Origin of the sequence: Flavobacterium alkalisoli, from assembly GCF_008000935.1 — a bacterium.
GTDB lineage: Bacteria > Bacteroidota > Bacteroidia > Flavobacteriales > Flavobacteriaceae > Flavobacterium > Flavobacterium alkalisoli.
Genome location: NZ_CP042831.1, coordinates 2,944,778 through 2,956,982, shown reverse-complemented (window position 1 = coordinate 2,956,982; position 12,205 = coordinate 2,944,778). Strand labels below are relative to the sequence as shown.

The window sequence follows — 12,205 nt, the reverse complement described above, 5'->3', positions numbered from 1 at the left end:
GAAATAAAAAGATTAGCTTTTGATAAAATAGTATATTAAAAAAATTAACACTTAAATTAATAAAAATGTATTTTTGATAGAACCAATAAATTAAAAATGTAATTATGGAATCTAAACTAGGTAATCCGGCTCCGTTAGGCCTTATGGGCTTTGCAATGACAACAATCCTTCTTAATATACATAATATCGGCTTTTTTCCTTTAAGCGCTGTTATACTGTCTATGGGAATTTGCTATGGCGGACTGGCACAGATAATTGCAGGAATATTATCCTTTAAAAAAGGAAATACCTTTGCAGGAACAGCCTTTACATCTTACGGATTCTTTTGGTTATCATTAGTAGCAGTATGGTTATTACCTGGCCTAAATATGGAAGTTGCACAAGCTACCCCACCTGATTTCTTAGGTTTGTACTTGGCTTTATGGGGAATTTTTACTGCATTTTTATGGGTTGGGACCTTTGGAAAAAGTAAAGTTCAGCAGTTTGTATTTTTTTCATTAACCATACTGTTTTTCCTTTTATCCATTTCGCTATGGACAGGAAACGGAACTATACATAAAATAGCAGGCGTAGTGGGTGTACTATGCGGAAGTAGTGCTTTCTACCTTGCAATGGCAGAGTTACTTGAAGAAGTAAAAGGTAAAAGGATTTTGCCTTATTAAGTAATTTTAATCAGGCTATACAAATAACTCCTAACCTCTTCTTGAATAGAAATGAGTATAAAATTTATTATGTTTAATTGACTCAATAACATCATGTAATTTTTTACAATGATAATCTATACTCGCTAATGATTGGAGATTAATTATTGTTGGGATTGAAGCAATACTATGTCTATCAGAAGACTTATTAATTTCTCTATAGAATATCATATCTTTAAAAATATTTCTATTGTAGTAATCCCTTGTATATAGCAAAATACTCATTGTTAACTGTAAAATGTAATCTCCGTATTCAATTGCTTCTTCTCTTGAAGGAATATAACCCTGATGAATTACTTTATTCCTAAATTCAATCCATTTATTAGCTATAATAAATTTTGTCTCTCCAAATTCATACATCTGCAATACATAAAAAGCTCCAAGCTGTCTTTCAGACTGCTTACTTATTAATTTCCAAGAAGAGGTAAACGTTTTAATATCTACATTTCTATTTATTGATAATGCCTTTATATAAAACTCAATAAATCGTTCAAATGAACTTGCTATAGTGGACACACTTTCTTTGCTATAACCATCTATCAACGCCATAACTCCATAATCAAATAAAAATTCAAATTTTTCATTTTGAAATTGCACGGTTGTTGTATGCCCTTTTTCACAGTATAGTGTATAAATATTATCATTATTGATCTCAATATTTCGATCCACGAATTTATCTTTCAAATTATTATAAGATTCTTTTGTTTGGTCAGTCTCATCAAAGCATTTGTAACAGAAAGAAGATAATACTATTTTCATTATAATTTTTTTCTACTAAAATAATTTATTCTTTAGAGTTTTCTCAATTGATTTTAACAATTTCTTACTCTTGCCTCATTTAAAAAATACCTTTAAAATCAGTATCTTTGCGTTTTGCACAAATTTGCTATGCTAAACGAAGATACTATTGAAGTACTGGGTGCACGCGCCCATAACCTTAAAAATATAGATGTTTCCATTCCCCGCGAAAAACTTGTTGTTATAACAGGGCTTTCAGGCTCGGGAAAATCATCACTTGCTTTTGATACCATTTATGCCGAAGGGCAGCGCAGGTACATCGAGACCTTCTCTGCTTATGCACGTCAGTTTCTAGGCGGACTGGAACGCCCAGATGTAGATAAAATTGACGGGTTATCTCCGGTTATTGCCATAGAACAGAAAACCACAAGTAAGAGTCCGCGCTCTACAGTAGGGACCATTACCGAGATTTACGACTTTTTGAGGCTATTATATGCCCGCGCCGGTGAAGCATACAGCTATGTTACCGGAGAAAAAATGGTTAGCTACAGCGACGACCAGATCAAGGAACTTATTGTTGAAAAGTTTAACGGTAAACGCATTACAATCCTTGCTCCTATTGTTCGTGCACGTAAAGGGCATTATCGTGAATTATTTGAGCAAATTTCTAAACAGGGCTTTCTTAAAGTTCGTGTTGACGGCGAAATAAAAGACATAGAAAGCGGTATGAAACTGGACCGCTACAAAACCCACGATATAGAAACGGTTATAGACCGTATGCAGGTTGATACCAGTGCCGATTTAGATAAGCGCCTTAGCGAAAGTATTAAAACAGCGATGTATCATGGTGACGACGTGATGATGGTTATAGAGCATGATACCAATGAGGCACGTTATTACAGTCGTAACTTAATGTGTCCTACCTCGGGTATCTCCTACCCTAATCCAGAACCGAATAACTTTTCTTTCAACTCCCCTAAAGGAGCTTGTGATAATTGTAATGGTTTAGGAACCGTAAACGAAATCAACCTTAACAAAATAATACCTAACCCTAAACTATCCATAAAACAGGGAGGTTTTGCCCCTCTTGGAGAATATAAAAATTCATGGATATTCAAACAGCTTGAGGTAATAGGTGAAAAATTCGGGTTTAAGCTTACTGATACGATAGAAACCATTCCTGCTGAGGCAATGGATATGATAATGAACGGCGGTAAGGAAAAATTCACTATCAATTCTAAAACACTGGGTGTTAACCGTGAATACAAAATTGATTTTGAAGGTATTTCCAGCTTTATCAAAAACCAGTATGACGAGAGCGGATCTTCTTCTATTAAACGTTGGGCGAAAGATTTCATGGACGAAGTGGAGTGCCCTGTTTGTAATGGTACACGACTTAAAAAAGAATCACTATACTTTAAAATAGACAATAAGAATATAGCGGAACTTTCATTAATGGATGTATCAGACCTTGCAGAATGGTTTGAAAATCTCGATGAAAGACTTTCGGAAAAGCAAAAGGTAATTGCTTCGGAAATCGTTAAGGAAATCAAGGCCAGATTAAGTTTTCTTCTGGATGTGGGCCTTAATTATCTTGCTCTTAACCGAAGCTCTAAATCGCTTTCTGGTGGTGAGGCACAACGTATAAGGCTTGCAACACAAATAGGCTCTCAGCTTGTAGGGGTGTTGTATATCCTGGATGAACCGAGTATAGGTCTGCATCAGCGTGATAATGAAAAACTTATCCATTCACTGGAACAGCTAAGGGATATAGGTAACTCTGTTATCGTGGTAGAGCACGATAAAGACATGATAGAGCGAGCTGATTATGTTATCGATATTGGCCCTGCTGCCGGCCGTTTTGGCGGACAGATTGTTAGTAAAGGTACTCCTGCAGAACTTTACAAGGAACATACGTTAACTGCGGCTTACCTAAACGGTGAAAAACAGATTGAGGTTCCTAAGAAGCGTCGTGAAGGAAACGGAAAAACCATTAAACTAACCGGAGCAAGCGGTAATAACCTTAAAAATGTTACAGTAGAGTTTCCGTTAGGTAAGCTTATTTGTGTTACAGGTGTTTCGGGCAGTGGTAAATCTACCCTTATTAACGAAACCCTATACCCTATTCTTAATACCCATTTCTTTAATGCGGTAAAAAAACCACAGCCTTATAAAAAGATTGAAGGGCTTGAAAATATTGATAAGGTAATTGATATAGACCAGTCTCCTATCGGGCGTACACCAAGATCTAACCCTGCTACCTATACCGATGTGTTTTCTGAAATCCGCAGGCTGTTTACACAAACACCGGAAGCAATGATTAGAGGTTACAAGCCGGGCAGATTCAGCTTTAATGTTAGCGGCGGTCGTTGTGAAACCTGTGAGGGATCGGGACTTAGGGTTATTGAAATGAACTTCCTTCCAGATGTTTATGTAGAGTGTGAAACCTGCCAGGGTAAACGCTTTAACCGTGAAACGCTTGAAATACGCTATAAAGGCAAATCAATATCAGATATACTTGAGATGACAGTGGATGAAGCTGTTCCGTTTTTTGAGAATATCCCTAAAATATACCGTAAAATTAAAACCATACAGGATGTAGGTCTAGGATATATTACCTTAGGACAGCAAAGCACTACCCTATCAGGCGGTGAAGCACAGCGTATTAAACTGGCTACAGAACTTTCTAAAAAAGACACAGGTAATACCTTCTACATACTGGATGAGCCTACCACAGGCCTTCATTTTGAGGATATAAGAGTATTGATGGAAGTTATTACAAGATTGGTAAACAAGGGTAATACTGTTCTTATTATAGAACATAATATGGACGTTATTAAACTTGCCGACTATATCATAGATATTGGTTATGAGGGCGGTAAAGGCGGAGGCCAGCTCGTTGCTAAAGGTACACCGGAAGAAATAATAAAGAATAAGAAAAGCTATACTGCAAAATTCCTTAAAAAAGAGCTATCTTAGTTCTATACCTAAAAATATAAATTGTTGCTATGTCAAAAGAACATTACGAAAATGAAGACGACAAAATTCTAGAAGGCTTAAAACAAAAACCATGGAGTGAAATAAGAAGTAACGACTCCTGGGTAATCTTCAAGGTAATGTCAGAATTTGTAAACGGATTTGAATCGATGGCTCGTATAGGTCCCTGTGTTTCAATTTTCGGTTCTGCCAGGACAAAATCAAGTGACAAATACTATCAGTTAGCTGAAAGGATTGCCGAAAAAATTTCTAAAGCAGGTTATGGTGTTATAACAGGTGGTGGCCCCGGTATTATGGAGGCAGGAAATAAAGGCGCCGCTAAAGGGATGAGTCCTTCTGTGGGTCTTAATATAGAACTTCCTTTCGAACAGCATTTTAACCCTTATATAGACCAGGATAAGAACCTTAACTTTGATTACTTTTTTGTTAGAAAAGTAATGTTTGTTAAGTACTCTCAGGGATTTGTGGTTATGCCCGGGGGCTTTGGAACTCTGGACGAAATGTTTGAGGCCATTACACTTATACAGACAAAAAAGATTGCCAAATTCCCTATTATACTTGTAGGTACTGAGTTTTGGGGCGGATTAATGGACTGGATTAAAACTGTTTTGATAGAAAAATATTTTAACGCAAGTCCTGAAGACCTGAAACTTATAAAACTCGTAGATACTGAAGATGAAGTTCTTGAGGTTATAGATACTTTCTATAAAAAATATAACCTTAGCCCTAACTTCTAATCTTAATTGATGAGTTTTAACTTTTTTACAGGCAACCAGTTGCAATAATTCTCATCTTTTTAAGTAAATATTAATGCATGCATAGTTTGTAGTACGCATGTAAATCCTATTTTAGTGATATTGATTAGTAATTAATTTAAGCCATACCTTTGAAAAGTAAATTCGGGATCTTACTTCTTTTATTTCTGATTTTTTCATCAGTTTCCCATGCACAGCATCTCAATAAAATGAATGTTGAACTGGACTATGAAAATAAGGTCCTTAAAGTAAATCAGGAAATTACTTTTTATAACGAGTCTCAGGATACCTTAAGAGAATTTATCCTTAACGACTGGAATAATGCTTATTCAGACAAAACCACTCCCCTTGGCAAGCGCTTTTCAGATGAATTTGTAAGATCATTTCACAGGGAAAAAGATGAAAACCGAGGAAAGACAACAATATACTCCATAACAAACCAGTATGGCGTTCAGCTAAAAAGAAAAAGGCCTGAAGAAAATCCTGATTTACTTGATATACAATTAATTAAACCCATTTACCCAAATGAAAAGTTTACAATAAATATTGTATATGACGTTAAGCTTCCAAATGACAAATTTACCCGCTACGGATATGACAATAACGGTAACCTAATGCTTAAGGACTGGTACCTTACCCCTGCCCGTATTGAAAACGGAAAGTTTGTAAAATACAGTAACGAAAACCTTGATGATATAGCAAATACTTTTTGCGACTATCAGCTCACTCTTACCACTCATAATAAGCTTACGATAAGTACCGATTTATATCAGGGAAATGTTACGCCTACTGATGATGGTGAAAAATATTTCTTTATAGGTGAAAATCGTGCCGGTTTCAGCATGATAATCCAACAGCAAAATAATTTTAATGTTTATAACAGCTCCTCTGTAATTGTAGAAACAAACCTGATTGATAGCAGGGTTACCGATTATCAAAAAGCCCACCTTATTGATAATATTATCAAATTTACCAACGAAAATCTGGGTAGTTATCCTAACGGAAAAATAGTAGTTAGCGAAGTTGATTATGAAAGAAACCCGGTTTACGGATTAAACCAGCTTCCTGCATTTATTACTCCGTTCCCGGACTCTTTTATTTATGAGGTTAAATTTCTAAAGACCTACCTAAATAACTACCTAAAAAACACGTTGAATATAAATCCTCGTGAAGACAACTGGATTTATGATGCTTTGCAAACCTATTTAATGTATAAGTATGTTGAGCAGTATCACCCGGATAAAACCATGGCGGGAATAAAATGGGGAATATTAAAAGGATATAACCTTTTTAGGGTCCCTTACAATGATCAGTACAGCTATCTTTATCTTTTAATGGCAAGAAAGAACCTTGATCAGCCTATTGGCGATCCGAAAAATACTTTTATAAAGTTCAATGAACAGTTAGCCGGAAAATATAAAGCCGGAATAGCACTTAACTACTTAGAAAGTTATTTAGGTGAAGGTACAGTAAGCAATTCAATAAAAGAGTATTTTGAGCTAAACAAAAGCCAACAGACAAACAGAACTGATTTCAGAAACATAATAGACTCTAAAACTGATAAGGAAACAGCTTGGTTTTACAGTGAATTAGTAGACGACAGAACTATTATTGACTTTAAATTTGGTAAGGTTAAAAGAGATAAGGATTCTGTAGAGGTAACAATAAAGAACAAAACACACGCTGATGCCCCGGTTTCCTTATACGGACTTAAGGATGGACAGATTGTTTTTAAACAATGGCTTGAAAATATTAAAATCGACAGCACTTTTACTATAGCCCGACAGGATGCAGACAAGCTTTCTATAAATTATGAAAACGAAATACCCGAATACAACAGGCGCAATAACTGGAAGAAACTAAACAAAGTAGTAATAAACAACAAGCCTGTTAAGTTTACTTTCTTTCAGGATCTTGAAAACCCGGGGTATAACCAGATTTTTTATGTCCCTAACTTTACCTTTAACCTTTATGATGGTGTTTCGGTAGGGCTTCGTTTTCATAATAAATCATTACTTGATAAACCCATTATTTTTGATATAACTCCTACCTACTCCAGTAAAACTGGTACTATGATTGGTTCAGCCTCAATGCTGTTTAATCAATATATAAGAGATGGCGGCAGCCTGTATAATATCAGATATGGCCTAAGCGGTTCAACATATCATTACGAGCCGGATGCCGCTTATGTGAAGTTTACGCCAAGTGTACAGTTCCGTTTTAGGGATACAGATTTACGAAAGAACAAAAAACAATTCCTTCTTTTCAGATATGTTTCCGTAAACAGGGAGCAGTCGGCATATAATTTTGATAAGCAAAACGAAGATTATTCTGTATTTAATGCCCGATACACTTCTGCAGAATCAGAAATCATCAGGCATATAGACTATTCTACCGATTTACAGATAGCCAGTAACTTTGGTAAATTGGCAGGAGAAGTACAGATAAGAAGATTGTTTTATGACAATACACAGTTAAATCTTCGCTTTTACGGAGGTATGTTTATGTATAGGGATACAAGTTCAGACTATTATAGCTTTGGCCTTGACCGCCCTACTGATTATTTATTTGACTATAATTTTTACGGAAGATCTGAAACTACAGGTATATATAGCCAACAGTTTATAATGGCCGAAGGTGGGTTTAAGTCAAAACTGGATACAAGATACGCCAACCAGTGGATGACAACCGTTAATGCAAGTATAAATGTATGGAACTGGGTTGAAGTATACGGCGATATGGGATTTTTGAAAAATAAATATGAAAATGCCGAATTTGTTTACGATACGGGAATCCGTTTAAATCTCCTAACTGATTATTTTGAATTGTATTTCCCGGTGTATTCTTCAAACGGTTTTGAGCTGAATGACAGCAATTATAGCCAAAATATAAGGTTTGTAGTTACTTTAAGTCCGGGAACACTTTTAAAATTATTCACAAGAAAATGGTTTTGATATAGGTTTTATAACGAAAATAAAAACTTCTTTAAAAATACATTTTATTCATTTTTTTGAATATTTCATTAAAAATATTTTATCGAAAAATATTCAAATCCTCTTTTCACTGCTAAAAGTGAAATCATTTTTTTCTTCAAATTTTATGAAATTACATTCTTTTAATTAAATTTGTAATCATACAACATGCGTATTTATGACTGAGACAGAAACAAAAAAATCACTTTCGTTCGACGATTTTAAAGCAGAAGTGCTTAATGATTATAAAATTGCCGTAATAAGCAGGGAGTGCAGCCTTTTAGGCCGCCGTGAAGTACTTACCGGGAAAGCCAAGTTTGGTATATTTGGTGACGGTAAAGAAGTACCGCAGCTGGCTATGGCTAAAGCTTTTCGTAATGGTGACTTCCGTTCAGGTTATTACCGCGACCAGACTTTCATGATGGCCATAGGACAGCTTACAGTACAGCAGTTTTTTGCTGGATTATACGGTCACAGCGATTTAGAGCATGACCCAATGTCTGCAGGTAGGCAAATGGGCGGGCATTTTGCCACTCACAGCCTTGATGCAAACGGTAACTGGAAAAGCTTAACACAACAAAAGAATTCCAGTGCAGACATCTCTCCTACTGCGGGACAAATGCCAAGACTTTTAGGTTTGGCGCAGGCATCTAAAATCTATAGAAATGTTAGTGGTATTGAAAACAAAACCAACTTCTCTATAAATGGTAATGAAGTAGCTTGGGGTACTATAGGTAATGCAAGTACTTCTGAAGGGCTTTTCTTTGAAACCATTAATGCTGCCGGTGTACTTCAGGTACCGATAGTAATGAGTGTTTGGGATGATGAGTATGGTATTTCTGTACATGCACGCCACCAAACTACAAAAGAAAATATATCTGAAATATTAAAAGGATTCCAAAGAGATGAAGACTCAAACGGATATGAAATAATAACTGTTAGAGGCTGGGATTACCCTGAACTTGTATCAGCTTATGAAAGAGCATCTGTAATAGCAAGAGAACAGCATGTTCCTGTACTTATACATGTATATGAGCTTACACAGCCACAAGGACACTCAACATCGGGCTCTCACGAGCGTTATAAAGATGCTGACCGTTTATCATGGGAAGCAGAATATGACTGTATTGCCCAAATGAGAAAATGGATGATTGAGAATGAAATGGCTGTTGCAGAAGATCTTGACGCCATTGATGCTCAGGCTAAAAAAGATGTTCTTGAGGGTAAAAAAGCTGCTTGGTCTGCTTATGCCGATCCTATTAAAAAAGAGCGTGACGAACTTGTAACAGTACTTAAAGATATAGCTGCTCAAAGCCCTAATAAAGTATTTATTGAGAACCATATCGCTGAACTTTCTGCTGTAAAAGAACCTATAAGAAAAGAAATTCTTACTACGGCAAGAAAAGTACTTAGGATAATAGTTAAAGAAGGCGGTAAAAAGACCCTTTCTGCCTGGATTACAGATTATACAGCTAAAATACAGCCCAAGTACAGCTCTCACCTATTCTCTCAGTCAGATAAAAATGTATTCAGCGTAAATGAAGTACTTCCTGAATATGGTGATACTCCTGAAGAAGTAGACGGACGTGTGGTAATACGTGACAATTTTGATGCAATATTCAGTAAACATCCGGGAACGCTTGTTTTTGGTGAAGACTGTGGCCATATTGGCGACGTTAACCAGGGACTTGAAGGTATGCAGGAAAAATATGGAGATTTCCGTGTTTGTGATGCCGGTATACGTGAAGCAACTATTTTAGGACAAGGTATAGGTATGGCAATGAGAGGCCTTCGCCCTATTGCTGAAATTCAGTATCTGGATTACCTATTATATGCTATACAGATAATGAGCGACGACCTTGCTACATTACAGTACCGTACATCTGGCAGGCAAAAAGCTCCGCTAATCATCAGAACACGCGGACACAGATTAGAAGGTATATGGCATTCAGGATCTCCAATGGGAATGATAATTAATGCTATTCGTGGTATTCACGTACTTGTACCAAGAAACATGACTAAAGCTGCCGGCTTCTATAACACCCTTTTAGAGACAGATGAGCCTGCATTAGTGATTGAATGCCTTAACGGATACCGTTTGAAAGAGAAAAAACCAACTAACCTTGGAGATTTTAAAACTCCTATTGGTGTAGTTGAAACTATAAAAGAAGGTAAAGACATCACCCTTGTCTCTTATGGTTCTACCCTGCGACTTGTTGAACAGGCTGCTAAAGAATTAATGGAAGTAGGTATTGATGCAGAGATTATTGATGTACAATCTCTTTTACCTTTCGATATTAACCATGATATCGTTAAGAGCGTAGCTAAAACAAACAGATTATTAGTAATAGATGAAGATGTACCCGGAGGTGCTTCGGCTTACATATTACAACAAATACTGGATGAGCAAAATGCCTACAGACACTTAGACAGTAAACCTGAAACATTAACAGCAAAAGCCCATAGGCCTTCTTATGGTACTGATGGTGATTATTTCTCTAAACCATCTGCTGAAGATATCTATGAGAAAGTATATGCTATAATGCATGAGGTTAACCCGAATGAATATCCGGAATTATACTAATACTAAAATCCCCGCTATAAGCGGGGATTTTTATTTACCCTATTTTATATAAACGGTCTTCACGTTTACAAATTCCTTTATACCATTTTCAGCAAGTTCACGGCCAAAACCTGATTTATTGATACCTCCAAAAGGTAATGCCGGATCAGATTTAACCATAGCATTTACAAATACAGCTCCTTCTTCAAAAAGGTGAATTTTTTGTTTTAGGGTTTCTACATCCTTTGTAAAAATATTTACACCTAATCCAAAAGATGAATTATTGCTTAATTCAACAGCTTCCTCAAATGTACCAAAAGCTACCACAGGTGCTACAGGGCCAAATACCTCTTCATTAAATACAGGCATGTCAGTAGTAACATCAACGAGCACTGTAGGCTCATAAAAAGCATCTTTACGCTTTCCTCCCGTTACTATCCTTGCTCCCATCTTTACAGACTTATCAACCTGCTTTTCTATATCCTCAGCTAAATCTACTCTTGCTAATGTTCCTATTTCAGTACTTTCATCTAACGGGTCACCACATTTCATCTTCTTAACTTCTTCTGTAAAACGGGAAACAAACTCATTATATAATGATTTATGAACTATAAATCGCTTAGCCGCAATACAACTTTGCCCTGTATTTTGCATTCTGGCAGTAACCGCAACCGGTATTGCTTCATCAAGGTCGGCATCTTCAAGAACTATAAAAGCATTACTGCCTCCAAGCTCAAGCACTGATTTTTTTATTAGATTAGCAGCTGCTGAAGCTACTGAAGCTCCTGCTTTTTCACTCCCCGTAAGAGAAACTCCTTTTATCACAGGATTCTCTATCACATTTTTTACCTGTTCACCGGAGATTTGCAGGTTTTGATATACAATCTCCGGAAATTCAGCTTCCTTAAAGATATCTTCTAATAATGCGGCACAACCTGCAACATTTGATGCATGCTTAACAACTACTGTATTACCGGCAATAATTGCAGGTATAGCAAACCTGAATACCTGCCAATAGGGGAAATTCCATGGCATTACTCCTAAAATTACTCCTAATGGTTCATGAGTAACAAAACTTTCACCAGCTTCGGTTTTAATATTTTTATTTTCAAGAAAACTTTCGGCATGCTCTAAATAGTATTCACATAGCAATCCGCACTTTTTCACCTCTGCAATAGCCTGTTTTACGGGCTTTCCCATCTCTTTAGAGCATGTTTCAGCTAGCAAATGTTGTTGTTTTGTTAAAACAAATATTAAATTTTTGATAAATTTCAACCTTTTTTTTAGGGGCATTTTTCCCCATTTTTGAAAGCTTTTCTGACTAATTTCAAGCATTTGAATCACCTGAAAGTCAAGAAAATACTGATATTCCGAAAGGGTTTCTAAGTTGTAGGGATTGGTAGTTACTGGCATAATAAAGTTTAAAAATGAAAAAATAACACATATTTTCTTAGATTTAAAATTACTACATTTACAAAA

General features: G+C 36.1%; 7 protein-coding genes. 5 read left to right on the top strand and 2 right to left on the bottom strand.

Translation table 11 applies throughout. The annotated features are described in order from the left end of the window. Positions 1–104: 104 nt before the first annotated feature. Positions 105–662 (top strand): acetate uptake transporter, encoded by a 558-nt coding sequence (locus FUA48_RS13530; RefSeq protein WP_147584019.1) that lies wholly within the window; start codon positions 105–107, stop codon positions 660–662. A 30-nt stretch (positions 663–692) separates the two neighbouring features. Here the strand turns inward: FUA48_RS13530 and FUA48_RS13525 are convergent, their stop codons facing one another. Continuing rightward, on the bottom strand, positions 693–1,460 hold the full coding sequence (locus FUA48_RS13525; RefSeq protein WP_147584018.1) for a hypothetical protein: 768 nt from the start codon (positions 1,458–1,460) through the stop codon (positions 693–695). A gap of 129 nt (positions 1,461–1,589) precedes the next feature. Here FUA48_RS13525 and uvrA point away from each other — a divergent pair, with 129 nt between their 5' ends. The 4 genes from uvrA (at position 1,590) to FUA48_RS13505 (ending at position 10,747) form a co-directional block, all read left to right on the top strand. Continuing rightward, a complete protein-coding gene (gene uvrA, locus FUA48_RS13520; protein ID WP_147584017.1) occupies positions 1,590–4,418 on the top strand; it encodes an excinuclease ABC subunit UvrA in 2,829 nt (942 codons plus the stop codon). Positions 4,419–4,447: 29 nt separating this feature from the next. Then, positions 4,448–5,173 (top strand): LOG family protein, encoded by a 726-nt coding sequence (locus FUA48_RS13515; protein WP_147584016.1) that lies wholly within the window; start codon positions 4,448–4,450, stop codon positions 5,171–5,173. 227 nt (positions 5,174–5,400) lie between these two features. Next, the gene (locus FUA48_RS13510; RefSeq protein WP_147584015.1) at positions 5,401–8,145 is read left to right on the top strand and encodes a M1 family metallopeptidase; all 2,745 of its coding nucleotides are present in this window, start codon (positions 5,401–5,403) and stop codon (positions 8,143–8,145) included. A gap of 196 nt (positions 8,146–8,341) precedes the next feature. Then, positions 8,342–10,747: an alpha-ketoacid dehydrogenase subunit alpha/beta gene (locus tag FUA48_RS13505; protein ID WP_147584014.1), complete on the top strand. Its 2,406-nt coding sequence runs from the start codon at positions 8,342–8,344 to the stop codon at positions 10,745–10,747. A gap of 39 nt (positions 10,748–10,786) precedes the next feature. Here FUA48_RS13505 and FUA48_RS13500 read toward each other — a convergent pair whose 3' ends face one another. After that, on the bottom strand, positions 10,787–12,139 hold the full coding sequence (locus tag FUA48_RS13500; protein WP_147584013.1) for an NAD-dependent succinate-semialdehyde dehydrogenase: 1,353 nt from the start codon (positions 12,137–12,139) through the stop codon (positions 10,787–10,789). Positions 12,140–12,205: the final 66 nt, after the last annotated feature.

Bases quoted from the DNA above. Each gene is read 5' to 3' on its own strand.
- FUA48_RS13505 (WP_147584014.1), top strand. From the start codon at position 8,342: ATGACTGAGACAGAAACAAAAAAATCACTTTCGTTCGACGATTTTAAA.
- FUA48_RS13525 (WP_147584018.1), bottom strand. From the start codon at position 1,460: ATGAAAATAGTATTATCTTCTTTCTGTTACAAATGCTTTGATGAGACT.
- FUA48_RS13530 (WP_147584019.1), top strand. From the start codon at position 105: ATGGAATCTAAACTAGGTAATCCGGCTCCGTTAGGCCTTATGGGCTTT.
- FUA48_RS13515 (WP_147584016.1), top strand. From the start codon at position 4,448: ATGTCAAAAGAACATTACGAAAATGAAGACGACAAAATTCTAGAAGGC.
- uvrA (WP_147584017.1), top strand. From the start codon at position 1,590: ATGCTAAACGAAGATACTATTGAAGTACTGGGTGCACGCGCCCATAAC.
- FUA48_RS13500 (WP_147584013.1), bottom strand. From the start codon at position 12,139: ATGCCAGTAACTACCAATCCCTACAACTTAGAAACCCTTTCGGAATAT.
- FUA48_RS13510 (WP_147584015.1), top strand. From the start codon at position 5,401: ATGAATGTTGAACTGGACTATGAAAATAAGGTCCTTAAAGTAAATCAG.